Genomic DNA, 16,107 nt, shown 5'->3' with positions numbered 1-16,107 from the left:
CCCCACCGCCTCAGACCAAACCCTCACACCAGCCCCGCCTCCAGCAGCTCGCGCTTCACATAGGCGTAGTACAGCGGCGCTGCCACCAGACCGGCAACACCAAAAATCGCCTCGCCCACAAACATCACGGTCAGCAGCTCCCAGGCGGTGGTGCCGGTGCGCTTGCCCACCACCTTGGCGTTGATGACGTATTCAAACTTGTGGATGGCAATCAAAAACATCAGACAGGCCAGACCCACCATGGGCGCGACCGACATACCGGCCAGTGTGAGCACGCCGTTACAGAGCAAGTTACCCACAATGGGGATCAGCCCGGCAAAAAACGTGAGCGCCACCAGCATGCCGCTGTAGGGAACCTGCACATCCAACAAGGGCAAGACGCCGAACAAAAAAGCGGAGGTGCATACCGCATTGAAGGTCGCAATCCAGAACTGGGCCACCACGATCTGCCTGAACGCGCCGATAAAGTGCCGCGCCCGCACCCGCACCGCAGCCCGCAGCGGCGCTGGCTGCTGGTGCCCGGGGGTGCCGACAATGAGCGCGCCCACCACCAGCCCCACAAAGGCCAGCAAGCCGCCCTGCAATCCCGCCGAGCCGAAGCCGGTGAGGGCTGAGGCCTGGCTTTGCAAGTAGGCCGCCAGCCACGCTTGGGCCGCAACCAGCTCGTCGGGCAGGTGGGCCGCCAGATTGGGGGGAAGCTTCTGGCGGATTTCCAGCACCGTGCCAGCCAGGTGCTGCAGCAGCGCTTCATATTGCGCGACCGCGCTGAACACCACACCCTTGGCCTGCGACAGAGCCAGGCCCATCGACAGCAGCGGCACCAGAATCACAACCGCCGCCGCCGTGAAAGCACTGGGGCGCAGGCGGCCCAGGAACCGGCTGGTACTCAGGGCCTGTGTCGCCATAAAGCCCAGACACATCGCCAGCAAGCCGGGCAATAGCCCGTACACCAGCACGCACAGGCACACGCAAGCCACCATCACAAAAGTACTTGCAGCCACAAAGCGGGGAATGGATCCGCCGGGGGCGGCAGGCGGCAGAGGGGGTGTGGGCGTCATAGAAGCGGCGATAGTAACGTGGCGCCGGCAGCTGACAGTGCCGTGTGTCGCCGCCGGACTGACCCGCCCACTATTGCCCCACATCAAGTTATCTGTCAGAAACTGTGCCTAGACTCAGCCCTCTGACGCCGGAGACCCCATGCTGCCCGCCTTTATTTCCCACGCCGACTGCGCCCGCCACGAGATGGGCCCGCACCACCCCGAATGCCCCGAACGACTGGGCGCCATCCAGGACATGCTGCTGCAGCGCGGCCTCTTGGACTACATGAACACCTACGACGCGCCCCTGGCCACCGAAGAGCAGCTCGCCCGCGCCCACGCCAGCAACTATGTGCATGAGCTCATGGAGGCCGCGCCCACCGCGGGTTACCACCGGCTGGACCCCGACACCGAGATGAATCCCTTCACCCTGCCCGCCGCCCTGCGCGCAGCGGGCGCTGCGGTGCAGGCCACCGACCTGGTGCTGAGCGGAGAGGTGCCCACCGCGTTTTGCAACATCCGCCCGCCGGGCCACCATGCCGAGCGCGCTGCGGCCATGGGCTTTTGCTTTTTCAATAACGTGGCGGTGGGCATTCGCCATGCGCTGGACGTGCACGGCCTGCAGCGCGTTGCCCTTATTGACTTCGATGTGCACCACGGCAACGGCAGCGAAGACATCTTTCGCGGCGACGAGCGGGTGTTCATGTGCTCTATTTTTGAGCAGGGCCTCTACCCCTTCACCGGGGACCAGGCGGTGGGCCCCAACATGATGAACGTGGGCCTGCCGTCCCGCTCAGGCAGCGACAAGTTCCGCGAGGCGGTGGCGGCGCGGTGGATTCCGGCGCTGGATGCGTTTGCCCCGCAGCTGATCTACATCTCCGCCGGCTTCGACGGGCACCGCGAGGACGACATGGGCAACCTCGGGCTGGTGGATGCCGACTACGCCTGGGTCACCAAACAGCTCATGGGCGTCGCCCAGCGGCACTGCCGGGGTCGCATCGTGTCATGCCTGGAGGGGGGCTATGCGCTCAATGCGCTGGCACGCAGCGTGTCTGAGCATGTCAAGGTGCTGATCGGCGCCGATTAATCACCGACCGGGGAGTCTTCATGGACAAGCACTTTTTGTCTCCGCTTCTGACGCCGCAGTCAGTGGTGGTATTTGCCGGCGAAATCGGGCAGCCCGAGCTGCTCCCGGCCGCATCACGCGCGCTGGTGGCGGCCCTGCAGACGCAGGAATTCACCGGAACATTGCGCTTTTTGGATATCCACAGCACCGGCACGCTGGCCGACCTCGCCCAGGTCCGCGCCGATCTGGCGGTTATTGCCCTCCCCGCGCAGGACATGGCCGCAGCTCTGGAGATCGCAGGCCGTATCGGCTGCAAAGCCGCGATGGTGGTGTCCAGCGGCGTCGGGCCCGATTTGGCGGCGTCTTTGCGCAAAATCGCCAGGCGCGAGGGCGTGCAGCTGCTCGGCCCCAACTCACTGGGCCTGCAGCGCCCGCAATTGCAGCTCAACGCCAGCCTGGCCGGCCCGCTGGCCCAGCGCGGCCCGCTGGCGCTGGTGTCGCAGTCCGGCGCCCTGACCGCCTCCATGCTCGACTGGGCGGCCAACAATGCGGTGGGGTTCTCGTCGGTAGTCTCGCTGGGGCCACACACCTCCGTGGACATCGCGCATGTGCTCGATTTTCTGGCCAACGATGCGCAAACCCAGAGCATCGTGGTCTACATGGAAGGCATCTCGGACGCGCGGCGTTTCATGAGCGCCATGCGCATGGCGGCCAACTCCAAGCCGGTGGTGGTGCTCAAAGCAGGGCGCCGCCAGGCCGGCAACCAGGCCGCGCAGACCCACAGCGGCGCGATTGTGGGCAGCGACGATGTGTTTGACGCCGCCCTTCGCCGTGCCGGCGCGGTGCGGGTGCGGTCTTTTGTTGAGTTGTTTTCGGCAGCCAAGTGCCTGGCATCCCGCTACCGGCCGGTGGGCAAGCGGCTGGCCATCGTGACCAACGGCGGCGGGCCCGGTGTGCTGGCGGCCGATTGGATCCACGAGCTGCAACTGCAATTGGGCCGTTTGTCCGACGAGACGGTCGCATCGCTCAAGCCGCAGCTGCCCGCGCTGGCTTCATTGGTTGATTTGATTGACCTCTCGGAAGAAGCCGATGGCAGCCATTTCAAGGCGGCGCTGGAAGCCGCAGCCAAAGACCGCGGCGTGGACGGCGTGCTGGCGATTTATTCGCCCAAAACAGGGCACGACGGCGCCGAGGTTGCCACCGCGCTGGCGAACATGAAAAAAGCCATGGGCAAGCCGCTGCTCTCGTGCTGGATGGGCGACAGCACGGTACACGCAGCGCGCAGCATCCTGAAAGAGGCCGAGATTCCAAGCTTTCGCACGCCGGAAGCGGCGGTGGGGGCATTTGGCAACATCGCGTCCTTCTATCAAAACCAGCTGCTGCTGCAGCAAACACCGCCCCCCTTATCTACTCTGGCCAAGCCCGATATTGAAGGCGCGCGGCTGGTGATTGAGAGCGTGTTGGCGGAGCGGCGCAAGGTGCTTACCGAGATGGAGTCCAAGACGCTGCTGTCGGCCTTCCATATTCCGGTCACGCGCACCATCCTGGCCCGCAGCGCGAACGAGGCGATGATGATTGCCACCCAGCTGGGCTTTCCGGCGGTGCTCAAGATTGACTCGCCCGACATCAGCCACAAGTCAGACGTGGGCGGCGTGGCGCTCAACATCATGAACGCCACCGGCGTGCGCGACACCTATAACGACATGATGCAGACGGTGAAGCGCAACTGCCCCGATGCGCGCATCAACGGTGTCACGGTGCAAAGCATGGTGCGCTCGCGCCACGGCCGCGAGATTTACATCGGGCTGGTGACCGACGACCCCTTCGGCCCGGTGATTGCCTTTGGTGCCGGCGGCACCATGATCGAGCTGATCAACGACCGCGCCATGGAGCTGCCGCCGCTCAACCAGTTTCTGGCTCGGCGCCTGATTGATCGATCGCGTGTGGCCGAAACCTTGGGCGAGTGGCGCGGCAGCGCGCCGGCGGACATGGAGATGCTCGAGCAGATTTTGCTGCGCGTCTCGGAAATGGTGTGCGAGCTGCCCCAGCTGCGGGAGATGGACATCAACCCCATCATCGTGGACGAGCACGGGGCCATGGCGGTGGATGCGCGCATCGTCATCGACACCGCGCCGCAAGGCCTCAGCAGCCGCGGCCACAGCTACAACCACCTGTCCATCCTGCCCTACCCCGCGCAGTACGAGCAGCTGTGGCCCCTGCGCGGCGGCGGCGAATACACCGTGCGCCCGGTGCAGCCCGACGATGCACAGATGCTGCAGGACCTGGTGCAGGGTTTGTCCAAAGAAAGCCGCTATTTCCGTTTTGTCTCCAGCATGCACGAGCTGCCGCCGGCCATGCTGGCGCGCTTTACCCTGATTGACTACGACCGCGAGATGGCGCTGGTGGCTGTGCACAAAACCCGCACCGCCGGAGTTGACGGCGAGATTCTGGAAACCGAGCGCATCGTGGGCGTGTCGCGCTACGTCACCAATCCCGACAAGGCCAGCTGCGAGTTCGCGCTGGTGGTGGCCGACGACTTTGCCGGCAAGGGCCTGGGCTCACGGCTGATGCTGTCCATCATGGACGTTGCCCGCGACCACGGCCTGGTCGAGATGGAAGGCCTGGTGCTGACCCACAATCCGGGCATGCTCAAGCTGATGCGCAGCCTGGGCTTTACCGTCAAAACCTTTGAGGAAGACGCCGACTTCAAGCTGGTGAGCCACCCGCTCTGAGGGAGGCGGGGCGATAGTCCAGCAGCCGGGAGGATGTGAAGCCCGGCGCTAGTCCAGCAGCCGGGGGGATGTGAGGCCCGGCGCTAGTTCAGCAGCCGGGAGGACGCCGGCACATGCGCCATCAGGAACTCCATCTGGTCCGCCAGGATGCGGCGGTTGCGCAGGATGAAGTCTTCCCACAGGCTGGGCACGTAGGGGGTGTAGATCAACGGCATGTTGGCCTGCTCGGGGGTGCGGTGGCTCTTGCGGTGGTTGCAGGGCTTGCAGGCGGTGACCACGTTCATCCAGGTGTCTATGCCGTGCTGGGCGAAGGGGATGATGTGCTCGCGGGTGAGATCGCTCTCGTGAAAATGGCCGCCGCAGTAGGCGCAGACGTTGCGGTCCCGGATGAAGAGCTTGGCATTGGTCAGGCCGGGGCGCAGGTTGAACGGGTTGATGCGGGGAACGCCGCGGGTGCCGATGATGCTGTTGACGCGGATGATGGACTGGTTGCCGGTGATTGCGTTGTGACCGCCGTGAAACACGGCGACCTCGCCGCCGGCTTCCCAGCGCACTTCACCCGCGGCGTAGTGAATGACCGCCTGCTCCAGAGAGATCCAGGACTGGGGAAGCCCTTGGGCCGACAACTTCAAGACTTTCACGCATCGCCTCCATCAACGGTTCTAAAGACCACCAACACAGTCTGCAAAGGTCTGCAAGTGCGCACCGGAAGAATCCCGTGCCCTGCTCGGTGACAATATACCGTGTTTCAATGACAAATTGGCTTCTCGCGCCGGTGTGGCGTGCGCAGTCTGCTATCAAAAAGATATCAGTTTCATGAAGGTTTTTCGCGGTTTCAAGCACCCCGGCGTGGCCGCTGCGTGCGCGGTAACGATAGGCAACTTCGACGGCGTGCACCGCGGGCATCAGGCCATGCTGGCCCTGCTGCGGGGCGAGGCGCAGCAACGCGGTGTGCGGAGCTGCGCGCTGACCTTTGAGCCGCACCCGCGCGACTACTTTGCCAAGCTGCACCAGAAGCCCGAGCTGGCCCCCGCCCGCGTAGGCACCCTGCGCGACAAGCTCGAGGACCTGGCCAAGACCGGCATAGACCAGGCCATCGTGCTGCCCTTTGACGCCCAGCTGGCCAACCAGAGCCCTCAGGATTTCATGCGGCGGGTGCTGCAGCAGGGTCTAGGCGCGCGCTATGTGCTGGTGGGCGACGACTTCCGCTTCGGCAAAGCCCGGGCCGGCGACTACGCGCTGCTGGACGCCGCAGGTGCCAGACACGGCTTTGATGTGGCCCGCATGAATTCGTACGAAGTGCACGGCCTGCGGGTCTCCAGCTCGGTCGTGCGCGAGGCGCTGGGTGAAGGCCGCATGCAGGACGCTGCACGGCTGCTGGGGCGGCCCTACTGCATCTCCGGCCATGTGGTGCACGGGCGCAAGCTCGGCAGAACCCTGGGCTTTAACACCCTGAATCTGCGCTTTGCCCATTGGAAGCCCGCAGCCAGCGGCATTTTTGTGGTGCTGGTGCACGGTCTTACCCCCGAGCCGCTGCAAGGCGTGGCCAACCTGGGGGTGCGACCCTCGCTGGACGCAAGCGACGTGAACGGCGGTCGCGTGCTGCTCGAAACCCACTGCCTGCACTGGCCCGCGTCGCTGGGGCCCGAGGGGGCCTACGGTAAAATCATCAGGGTGGAACTACTGCACAAATTGCACGACGAGCTGAAGTACGACGGCCTCGAAGCCCTGACCCGCGGCATTCAGAAGGACTGCGCCGACGCGCTCGATTGGCTGCGCAGCTACAGCGGCACCCGAATTTGACGGGGCCGGCCTCCCGGCCGCCCGACGCACTTTGCCCCGCGTCACGCCCTGCCCCACCGAATCGCTTGCAACAAGCCTCCAAACCGAGAGTTGGCCATGACCGAACCCCTTGACTACCGTAGCACCCTGAACCTGCCGGACACGCCCTTCCCCATGCGGGGCGATCTGCCTAAGCGCGAGCCGGCATGGGTCAACGAATGGAACTCCGGCACCGGCGCCCAGGCCGGTGGCCTGTACAAGCGACTGCGTGATGCCCGGGCCGGACAGCCTCTCTTTGTGTTGCACGACGGGCCGCCCTATGCCAACGGCAAGTTGCACATCGGTCACGCGCTCAACAAGGTGCTCAAGGACATGATCGTCAAGAGCAAGCAGCTCGCAGGCTTCGATGCGCAGTACATCCCCGGCTGGGACTGCCACGGCCTGCCGATTGAAAACGCCATCGAAAAACTGCACGGCCGCAACCTGAGCCGCGACGACATGCAGGCCAAGAGCCGCGCATTTGCCACCGAACAAATCGCCCAGCAGCGCGAAGACTTCAAGCGCCTGGGCGTGCTCGGCGACTGGGATCGCCCCTACCGCACCATGGACCCCAAAAACGAGGCGGGCCAAATTCGCGCATTCAAGCGCGTCATCGAGCGCGGCTTTGTGTACCGCGGCCTCAAGCCGGTGTACTGGTGTTTTGACTGCGGCTCCAGCCTGGCCGAGTTTGAAATTGAATACGCCGACAAAAAGAGCGACACGCTGGACGTGGCCTTTGAGGCGGATGACGCGGCGGCGCTAGCCGCTGCCTTCGGCCTCAGCACACTGCCCGGATCGGCCGCTGAATCGCTGGCCAACGGCAGCAAAAAAGCCTTCGCGGTGATCTGGACCACCACCGCCTGGACCATTCCCGCCAACCAGGCCCTGAATGCCAACCCCGAGCTGATCTATGCGCTGGTCGACACCCCACGCGGCGTGTTGCTGCTGGCAGAAGAACTGGTGGCAAAGTGCCTGGAGCGCTACAAACTCGAAGGCTCGGTGATCGCCACCGCGCCGGGCGCGTCGCTCAAGGGCCTGGTGTTCCGCCACCCGCTGTTTGATACCGCCACCGGCGCTTCCGCAGACGCTGATGCAGACGCTGATGCAGACGCTACTACAGACAATACTGCCGACAACAAATACAGCTACCGCCGCAAGAGCCCGCTGTATCTGGCTGACTACGTAACCGCCGGCGACGGCACCGGCATCGTGCACTCCGCGCCGGCTTATGGGGTAGACGATTTCAACTCCTGCGTCGCGCATGGCCTGCAATACGACGACATCTTGAACCCGGTGCAGGGCAATGGCGTCTATGCCGACGAATTGCCCCTGTTCGGCGGACAGCACATTTGGAAGGCCTGCGAGCGCGTGATCGAGGTGCTCGGCCAGAGCGACCGCCTGATGGCCACTGTTGCCATCACCCACAGCTACCCGCACTGCTGGCGCCACAAGACGCCGGTCATCTACCGCGCTGCAGCCCAGTGGTTTATCCGCATGGACGACGCGGACGCAGAGGGGCGCAGTGGCGCTGCGGGCGTGTTTACCTCTGACAAGGCGCCCAAGACCCTGCGCCAGCTGGCGCTGGACGCTATTGAGCACACCAGCTTCTATCCCGAAAACGGTCGCGCCCGGCTGCGCGACATGATTGCCAACCGGCCGGACTGGTGTATCAGCCGCCAACGCAGCTGGGGCGTGCCGGTGCCCTTCTTTTTGCACAAAGACAGCGGCGAACTGCACCCCCGGACCATGGAAATCCTGGACCAGGCGGCTGACATCGTTGAGGCCGGCGGCATCGAGGCCTGGAGCCGGGTGAGCGCGCAAGACATTCTGGGCGCAGCAGACGCCGCCCACTACACCAAGAGCACCGACATTCTGGAAGTCTGGTTCGACTCAGGCTCCACCTTCCAGCACGTGCTGCGCGGCAGCCACAAGGACGCCTACGGCGTGGCGCCGTTTCATGCCAGCGCCGACAACTCCAGCCCCGAGGCCGACCTCTACCTCGAAGGCCACGACCAGCACCGCGGCTGGTTCCACAGCTCGCTGCTGCTGGGCTGCGCGCTCTATGACCGCGCGCCCTACAAGGGCCTGCTGACCCACGGCTTTGCGACTGACGGCCAAGGCCGCAAGATGAGCAAATCGCTGGGCAACACGGTAGACCCGCATACCGTGACCAGCAAGATGGGCGCCGAAATCGTGCGCCTGTGGGTGGCCAGCACCGACTATTCGGGCGACCTCAACATCGACGACAAGATCCTTGCCCGCGTGGTTGACACCTACCGCCGCATCCGCAACACCTGCAAGTTCCTGCTGGCCAATGTGAGCGACTTCAACCCCGCCACCGACAGCGTGCCCGCCGACCAGTTGCTGGAAATCGACCGCTACGCGCTGGCCCGAGCAGCACAGCTGCAGGCTGACATCCTGGCGCACTACACGGTGTACGAGTTCCACCCGGTGGTGAGCAAGCTGCAGGTGTATTGCAGCGAGGACCTCGGCGCCTTCTACCTCGATGTGCTCAAAGACCGCCTCTACACCACCGGCGCCAACAGCCTGGCCCGCCGCTCGGCGCAAACCGCGCTGTGGCAGATCACCCAGGCCATGCTGCGCTGGATGGCGCCTTTCCTGAGCTTTACCTCCGAGGAGGCCTGGGCCGTGCTGGGCGCCGAGGGCAAGACCCCCGAAGCCACCCGTGCCTCCATCTTCCTGGACACCTACTCCACCCTGCCCGCGCCAGACGAGACCTTGCTGGCCAAGTGGGCCCGCATCCGCGCGGTGCGCGAGGCGGTGAACAAAGACATTGAAACCCTGCGCGCCGCGGGGCACGTGGGCGCGTCGCTGCAGGCCGAAGTGACCCTCACCGTACCGGTGGAAGAATTTGCCATTCTGAGTAGCCTGGGCGAGGACCTGAAATTTGTTTTCATCACTTCCGCTATTACTTTGATAGCTGGTAGCGCACAAAGTATCAGCGTTTCCGCCTCGAATGCTGTGAAATGCGAGCGCTGCTGGCACTACCGCAGCGATGTCGGGCACGACACCGCGCACCCGACGCTGTGCGGGCGCTGCACCGGCAACCTGTTTGGCACCGGCGAAGTGCGGAGGTGCGCGTAATGGCCCGCAGTCGCAACCGCTTTAGCGCACCCAAGCCTCCCGGCCTGCAGCAGTGGCTGGGGCTGGCGCTCATCCTGCTGCTGGTCGATCAGTTCACCAAGGTGTTGATCGTGGGCAACTACCAGCTCGGAGACAGCACCTATGTGACCAGCTTCTTCAATGTGGTGCGGGTGCACAACACCGGCGCTGCCTTCTCGTTTCTGGCAAACGCGGGCGGCTGGCAGCGTTGGTTCTTCACTGTCGTGGGATTGGTCGCTGCGTTCGTGATCTTCTGGTTGCTGCGCGCCCATGCGGGGCAAAAGCTATTCAGCTTTGCGCTGGCCTGCATTCTGGGCGGCGCCATCGGCAATGTGGTGGACCGGATGATGTACGGCTATGTGGTGGACTTCCTGGACTTCCACTGGAGCGGTATGCACTTTCCGGCATTCAACGTAGCCGACAGCGCCATCTCGGTCGGCGCGCTGTGCCTGGTGCTCGACGAATTGCGCCGCGTGCGCAAGTCCTGAGCCGGCACAAAATCCCTCATGGCAAAAATTGGCATGTTACAAACCACCCGCGGCCTTATCGATCGTCCCTACCCACGGAACCTCACCATGCGAAGCCACCTGAACCAATTCCTGCTCACCGCCGCTGCCTGCGCTTCTTTTGCCGCGTCCCCAGCGCTGGCCCAAAGCGTGATGCTGGCGCAAAACACGGGCGCAGCCGGTGGTTCGGCACCTGCATCGGCATCAATGCCCCAGTCGCCTGCGCCCAACGCGGTGTCCACGCAGTTTGACCGCGCGGTCAACAACGATGAAAACTGGTACTTCTCCTGGGGCTACAGCCGCCAGCAATATGCGCCCAGCGACATTCACGTCTCGCAGCCCAGTCTGGGCAACGACTTCACCGTGCGTCAGGCGCGCGGCAGCGATGCGCCGTCCAGCATTTCCGACACCATCAACTCGCTCATCAAGCTGGACTTCACCGATCCACAAAACAACATTCGCATCGGCAAGTTCCTGAACCCCGAGAAGACCTTTGCGGTCGAGTTCTCGCTGGACCACAGCAAATACAACGTCGACATGGGCCAAACTGTCACCGTGGACGGCACCGTGGGTAACCAGCCCGCCACCTCGCCCCTGGTGGTGAACAGCCAGAACTTCAACTACACCCTGCACAACGGCCTGAACCATGTGATGGTGAACGCCGTCTGGCTGCACCGACTGCGCGGCCCCGAGAACAAGCCCGGCGATCTGCAACTCATCAGCCGGGTGGGCGCGGGCCTCTTGATCCCGCATGCCGACAACATCATCTTTGGTAACGCCAACGAAGTCGGCCCCAAAAATGAGAACGTCTGCTGCTTCAAGAGCAACGACTGGTGGCAAATCAACGGCTGGACCGCCGGCGTCGAGGTCGGCCTTCGCTACCGCGTCTACAAGTCGATGTACCTCGAGCTCACCAACAAAGTCGCCTACGGCGTGCTGCGCGGCGTGCCGGTGTACAAAGGCACCGCCTCCCAGACCCTGTGGATGAACGAGCAGGTGCTGTCTGCGGGCTTCTTGTTTTAGGCAGCGGCGCCGGCAACTCGATTTAGGTGCTTATGATGTGCAGTATTCTGTACATTTCTTAGCCCTGCCGGAGGTTTGATGACTTTTTCTGCCAACGATATCGTCTCGCTTTCTCAAGCGCGGGCCAATTTGTCCGAGCTGGCTGACCAGGTGAAGGGTGGCGCCGAAAAAATCGTAACCAAAAACGGGGAGAGCTATGTGGCAATCATCGACTCCCGCCGATTGGACTACTACCACCAGCTAGAGCGTGAGCGCATTCACTTGCTCCTCATTGATGAGGCAGCCAAGGGCCTCGACGATATAGCCTGCGGTAAGGTCAAAGAAGCTAGCGCAACGCTCGCCGCTCTGAAAATCCGCCGCGTCGCGCGAGCCGGCCTTTGAGTACCCCCGTCGTTCAACTCACCGCGAATTTTGAGCGGAACCTGGAAGAAATAGACGCCTTTCTAGTCGCCGCCGAGGCACCGGGAGCATTCGATCTCTTGCTGGACGAATTGCTCGAAACCGTCATCCCGAACCTTGAGCGTTTTCCCGGTATGGGCCGTTTGTTTTTTGAACGCCGGACGGGTTCCGTGGAATCGAGCAACGCGCTCGACGCACTCAAGCGCAAACTTCATGCCTTGGCTGCAGACGGTGAAATCCGCGAGTACGTCATGTCAAGCTATCTGCTTTTGTACCTACGCCTGCCTCACGAAGTCTACTTACTCGCCATCCGTCACCAACGGCAACTTTCGTTTGACTTCCAATCCATTTGGGAACCTACCCGCTGATGGACAGAAAGCGGGAGGCCCTCCCGCTCCTCGACAAATAGGCGACGAATTACAAGGTGAGAATCGTGCAACCCGTGGTCTTGCGGGCTTCGAGGTCACGGTGGGCCTGCTGCACGTTTTCAAGGGTGTAGCGCTGGGCGATGTGGATCTTGACCTTGCCGCTGAGCACGGCGTCGAACAAATCGTCGGCCATGGCCTGGGTGCTTTCGCGGGTAACGATGTGGCTGAACAGGGTCTGGCGGGTCACGTAGACCGAGCCCTTGGGGCCGAGGATGCCGGGGGAGAACGGCGCCACCGGGCCCGACGAGTTGCCAAAACTGGCCATCAGGCCGAAGGGGGCCAGGCAGTCGAGCGACTTGTCCCAGGTGTCCTTGCCCACCGAGTCATAAACCACCTTCACGCCCTTACCGCCGGTGATCTCTTTGACCTTGACAGAAAAATCTTCTGCTGCGTAATTGATAGCAAACTCCGCACCATTGGCAAGCGCCAGCGCGCATTTTTCGGCTGAACCCGCAGTGCCGATCAGGCGCAAACCCAGCGCCTTGGCCCACTGGCAGGCAATCAGGCCCACGCCGCCCGCCGCCGCATGGAAGAGCACAAAGTCCCCGGCCTGCAGGCCGCCCTGGGGCAGGGTGCGTTTGAGCAGGTACTGGGCGGTCAGGCCCTTGAGCATCATTGCCGCACCCGTCTCGAAGCTGATGCCGTCCGGCAACTTGCATACGCATTTGGCGGGCATGACGCGCACTTCGCAGTAGCTGCCCGGGGGCTGGCTGGCGTAGGCCGCGCGGTCGCCGACCTGCAGGTGCGTCACGCCTTCGCCCACCGCTTCAATCACTCCCGAGGCTTCCATGCCGAGTTGCACCGGCAGGCTCATCGGGTAGAGGCCGCTGCGTTGGTACACATCGATGTAGTTCAGGCCCACCGCGTGGTGGCGGATGCGCACTTCGCCCGCTGCGGGCTCACGGACGCTCACCTGAACCAGTTGCATTTGCTCGGGGCCACCATGCTGGGCGATATGGATGGCGCGGGATGTTACGGAAGTCATGGGGGGTCTCCAATCGGGGGGGTGAAAGCTAATCAGAAAAAGACGAAAAGGCAAATTGAAAAATTTGACTTTATCCTGCCAGAAAAGTAACGCGGCCGCAGTCCCGCGGCGGACTCTGCCACCTTGCTACAGTCGCAGCATGACCCAAGGCCTGACCCCGACCGCCGCCCTGCTGCTGGTGATTCCCCCCTTGATGTGGGCCGGCAACGCGGTAGTGGGGCGCATGGTGGCGCCGCACATCTCGCCCATGACGCTGAATCTGCTGCGCTGGTCGATTGCGTTTTTGATTCTGCTGCCGCTGGCAAGCCAGGTGCTGCGACCTGCGAGCGGCTTGTGGCGTCAATGGCGCCGGTTTGCCCTGCTGAGCTTCTTCAGCATTGGCGGCTACAACGCCATGCTCTACCTGGCGCTGCACACCTCGACGGCCATCAACGTGACACTGGTCGGTGCGAGCACACCGGTCTGGATGCTGCTCCTCGGCCGGATTCTGTACGGCGTCCCCGTGTCTTCGCGGCAGATGCTGGGGTCGGTGCTCTCGATTGGCGGTGTGCTCATGGTGCTGGGGCGGGGCGACTGGGAAGTTATCTCGCACCTGCAACTGGTGCCGGGCGACCTGTATGTGCTGGTGGCCTCGGTGGGCTGGGCGGCTTATAGCTGGCTGCTGGCGCACCCGACACCGGAGTCTGCCGGCATCCGCGCCAACTGGGCCACGTTTTTGCTTGGGCAGGTGGTGTTCGGGCTGGGCTGGTCGGCGCTGTTTACCGGCGGCGAGTGGCTGCTAACTCCAGCCCACATCGACTGGAGCGGCGGTCTGCTGGCTGCCTTGGCGTTTATTGCGCTGTGTCCCGCGGTGATTGCATACGGCACCTGGGGCGCCGGCGTGGCCCGGGCGGGGCCGGCAGTCGCAGGGTTTTTTATCAACCTCACGCCGCTGTTTACCGCGGTGCTGTCATCGGTGTTTCTGGGTGAGGCGCCCCGCCTGTATCACGCGCTGGCCTTTGTGCTGATCGTCTCAGGCATTGTGATGTCTTCGCGCAAGTGAGCCGCGCGAATCAGAACGTGCCCGGATACGCCCCGCCGTCCAACAGCACGTTCTGGCCGGTCATGTAGCCGGCCTGCTGGCTGCACAAAAACGCACAGACCTGGCCGAACTCGGCCGCAGTACCAAACCGCCGCGACGGAATCTGCGCCTGCACCTGGGCGCGCACCTCCTCCAGCGACTTGCCGGTCTTGGCGGCGGTGCCACCCAGAGTGGTGGCCAGACGGTCGGTATCAAACTTGCCGGGCAGCAGGTTGTTGATGGTCACTCCGCGCGCGGCCAGGCTGCCGCGGGAGGCGCCAGCCACGAAACCGGTCAAACCGCTGCGCGCGCCGTTGGAGAGGCCCAGAATGTCGATCGGCGCCTTCACCGCGCTGGAGGTGATGTTCACAATCCGCCCGAAGCCACGCGCGGCCATGCCGTCCACCGTGGCCTTGATCAGCTCAATCGGGGTGAGCATGTTGGCATCCACCGCGCGAATCCAGGCCTCCCGGTCCCAGTCGCGGAAGTCGCCGGTGGGCGGGCCGCCGGCGTTGGTGACCACGATGTCAAAGTCCTGCCGCAGGGCAAACACCGCCGCGCGGCCTGCCCCGGTCGTGATGTCTTGGGCACAAATGAGCACCTCAGCGCCCGCGTCTGCGTGGGCTGCTCTTAATTGGGTAGCAGCAGCAGCCAGCGCGTCGGCACCTCGCGCCACCATCAATACATTCACCCCCTCGGCTGCCAGCGCCTGCGCGCACCCCAGGCCCAGCCCCTTGCTCGCGCCGCACACCAGCGCCCATTTGCCTTTGATTCCCAGATCCATGATTTGTTCCTTTACGAGTTAACGACGGCTACTCACCACATACACGCCCAACAACACCAGCAGGGTGCCGGCGAGCACCCACGCGTTGATGGGCTCCCCCAGCAGCAGCCCGCCCATGAGGATGGTCGACATCGGCCCGACCATGCCCACCTGTGCTGCCAGCCCCGACCCGATGCGTTCAATCGCCATCATCACCAACAGCACCGGCACCACCGTGCAGGCGGTAGCGTTAAGCAGCGAGAGCCACAGCACCTGCGGCGCCACCACAAACGCCGCATCCAGCGGCCGCAGCAGCACATATTGCGCGATACACAGCACGCAGGCCACGCTGGTCGCCAGCCCCACCAGCCGCAGCGAGCCCAGGCGCTGCACCATCTCGCCGCTGTAACTCAGGTAAATGGCGTAGCTGATGGCGCTGCCCAACACCAGCAGGGCACCCAGCGCCGCGTCAGCGCCGGCAAGTTTCACCTCGTGGCCGAACACCAGCAGCACGCCGCCGTAGCTGATCGCCATACCCGCCGCCTGAGCGAGGGTGATGCGCCGGCCGTACAGGGCCCAGCCCAGGATCACCACCAGTGTCGGGTTCAGGTACAGAATCAGCCGCTCAAGGGACGCCGAGATATAGGCCAAGCCCGCAAAGTCCAGAAAACTGGCCAGGTAGTAGCCGGTAATCCCCAGCCAGACGATACCCAGCCGGTCTTTGCCGGTGAGCGGCACCACCGGCCGGCCCAGGCGCCGCGCGCGATGGCCCGTCCACCACACAATCGCCAGAAAAAACGGCAGCGCCATCAGCATGCGCAACATGATCAGCCCCACCGCATCCACCCCGGGGTAGCGGTAGGCCAGCTTCACAATAATCGCCTTCCCGCTGAACGCCACCGCACCGGCGGCACCCAATAAGAGGCCGGTTGCTATGAATTGAGGAGCTGCTTGCGCAGAGTGCACGGGCGCCAAGGGCTGATTTGGCACTGAACTCAAAGTCCGACTCCGACGGGGCTATTCCGGCCGCCGCCCGTAGCGCTGCGCCATGACCGCGCACACCATCAGCTGGATCTGGTGGAACACCATAACCGGCAGCAGCATCATGCCCACCACCGGCGCGGCGAACAGCACCTTGGCCATGGGCACGCCGCTGGCCAGGCT

Annotated in this window: 15 protein-coding genes; 9 read left to right on the top strand and 6 right to left on the bottom strand. The window is 63.8% G+C overall.

The window, feature by feature from the left end; translation table 11 throughout:
• Positions 1–23: 23 nt before the first annotated feature.
• Positions 24–1,058, bottom strand: a complete 1,035-nt coding sequence (locus Q0O05_RS03720) for an AI-2E family transporter (RefSeq protein ID WP_293660549.1) — start codon at positions 1,056–1,058, stop codon at positions 24–26.
• A gap of 139 nt (positions 1,059–1,197) precedes the next feature.
• On the opposite strand from Q0O05_RS03720, the gene Q0O05_RS03715 reads away from it, so the two are divergent.
• Complete coding sequence (locus Q0O05_RS03715) at positions 1,198–2,124, top strand: histone deacetylase family protein (protein WP_293660548.1); 927 nt, start codon at positions 1,198–1,200, stop codon at positions 2,122–2,124.
• Between the two features lie 20 nt (positions 2,125–2,144).
• Positions 2,145–4,835: a bifunctional acetate--CoA ligase family protein/GNAT family N-acetyltransferase gene (locus Q0O05_RS03710; protein ID WP_293660547.1), complete on the top strand. Its 2,691-nt coding sequence runs from the start codon at positions 2,145–2,147 to the stop codon at positions 4,833–4,835.
• Positions 4,836–4,918: 83 nt separating this feature from the next.
• Here the strand turns inward: Q0O05_RS03710 and Q0O05_RS03705 are convergent, their stop codons facing one another.
• Entirely contained in the window at positions 4,919–5,476 is a 558-nt protein-coding gene (locus Q0O05_RS03705; protein WP_293660546.1) for an HNH endonuclease, read from the bottom strand.
• A gap of 175 nt (positions 5,477–5,651) precedes the next feature.
• On the opposite strand from Q0O05_RS03705, the gene Q0O05_RS03700 reads away from it, so the two are divergent.
• The 6 genes from Q0O05_RS03700 (at position 5,652) to Q0O05_RS03675 (ending at position 12,075) form a co-directional block, all read left to right on the top strand.
• The gene (locus tag Q0O05_RS03700; protein ID WP_293660545.1) at positions 5,652–6,638 is read left to right on the top strand and encodes a bifunctional riboflavin kinase/FAD synthetase; all 987 of its coding nucleotides are present in this window, start codon (positions 5,652–5,654) and stop codon (positions 6,636–6,638) included.
• Between the two features lie 96 nt (positions 6,639–6,734).
• Positions 6,735–9,761: an isoleucine--tRNA ligase gene (gene ileS / locus Q0O05_RS03695; RefSeq protein ID WP_293660544.1), complete on the top strand. Its 3,027-nt coding sequence runs from the start codon at positions 6,735–6,737 to the stop codon at positions 9,759–9,761.
• Positions 9,761–10,267, top strand: a complete 507-nt coding sequence (gene lspA, locus Q0O05_RS03690; protein ID WP_293660543.1) for a signal peptidase II — start codon at positions 9,761–9,763, stop codon at positions 10,265–10,267. Before ileS ends, lspA begins: the two co-directional genes overlap by 1 nt.
• Before the next feature lie 87 nt (positions 10,268–10,354).
• On the top strand, positions 10,355–11,308 hold the full coding sequence (locus Q0O05_RS03685; RefSeq protein WP_293660542.1) for a hypothetical protein: 954 nt from the start codon (positions 10,355–10,357) through the stop codon (positions 11,306–11,308).
• A gap of 78 nt (positions 11,309–11,386) precedes the next feature.
• Entirely contained in the window at positions 11,387–11,689 is a 303-nt protein-coding gene (locus Q0O05_RS03680; protein ID WP_293660541.1) for a type II toxin-antitoxin system Phd/YefM family antitoxin, read from the top strand.
• Positions 11,686–12,075 (top strand): type II toxin-antitoxin system RelE/ParE family toxin, encoded by a 390-nt coding sequence (locus Q0O05_RS03675; protein WP_293660540.1) that lies wholly within the window; start codon positions 11,686–11,688, stop codon positions 12,073–12,075. The genes Q0O05_RS03680 and Q0O05_RS03675 overlap by 4 nt, the downstream gene beginning before the upstream one ends.
• A 49-nt stretch (positions 12,076–12,124) precedes the next feature.
• Here Q0O05_RS03675 and Q0O05_RS03670 read toward each other — a convergent pair whose 3' ends face one another.
• A complete protein-coding gene (locus tag Q0O05_RS03670) occupies positions 12,125–13,120 on the bottom strand; it encodes a quinone oxidoreductase (protein ID WP_293660539.1) in 996 nt (331 codons plus the stop codon).
• Between the two features lie 139 nt (positions 13,121–13,259).
• On the opposite strand from Q0O05_RS03670, the gene Q0O05_RS03665 reads away from it, so the two are divergent.
• A complete protein-coding gene (locus Q0O05_RS03665; RefSeq protein ID WP_293660538.1) occupies positions 13,260–14,162 on the top strand; it encodes a DMT family transporter in 903 nt (300 codons plus the stop codon).
• A gap of 10 nt (positions 14,163–14,172) precedes the next feature.
• Here Q0O05_RS03665 and Q0O05_RS03660 read toward each other — a convergent pair whose 3' ends face one another.
• From Q0O05_RS03660 to Q0O05_RS03650, 3 genes are all read right to left on the bottom strand, one after another.
• On the bottom strand, positions 14,173–14,964 hold the full coding sequence (locus tag Q0O05_RS03660; RefSeq protein ID WP_293660537.1) for an SDR family oxidoreductase: 792 nt from the start codon (positions 14,962–14,964) through the stop codon (positions 14,173–14,175).
• Between the two features lie 18 nt (positions 14,965–14,982).
• Positions 14,983–15,909 (bottom strand): DMT family transporter, encoded by a 927-nt coding sequence (locus tag Q0O05_RS03655; RefSeq protein WP_293660536.1) that lies wholly within the window; start codon positions 15,907–15,909, stop codon positions 14,983–14,985.
• 51 nt (positions 15,910–15,960) lie between these two features.
• Positions 15,961–16,107 (bottom strand): bile acid:sodium symporter (locus Q0O05_RS03650; RefSeq protein ID WP_293660568.1); only part of this gene is annotated, 147 nt, incomplete at its 5' end.

It is taken from the genome of Rhodoferax sp. OV413 (assembly GCF_945881795.1).
GTDB lineage: Bacteria > Pseudomonadota > Gammaproteobacteria > Burkholderiales > Burkholderiaceae_C > Allorhodoferax.
This window is presented reverse-complemented; position numbering and strand designations above follow the sequence as displayed.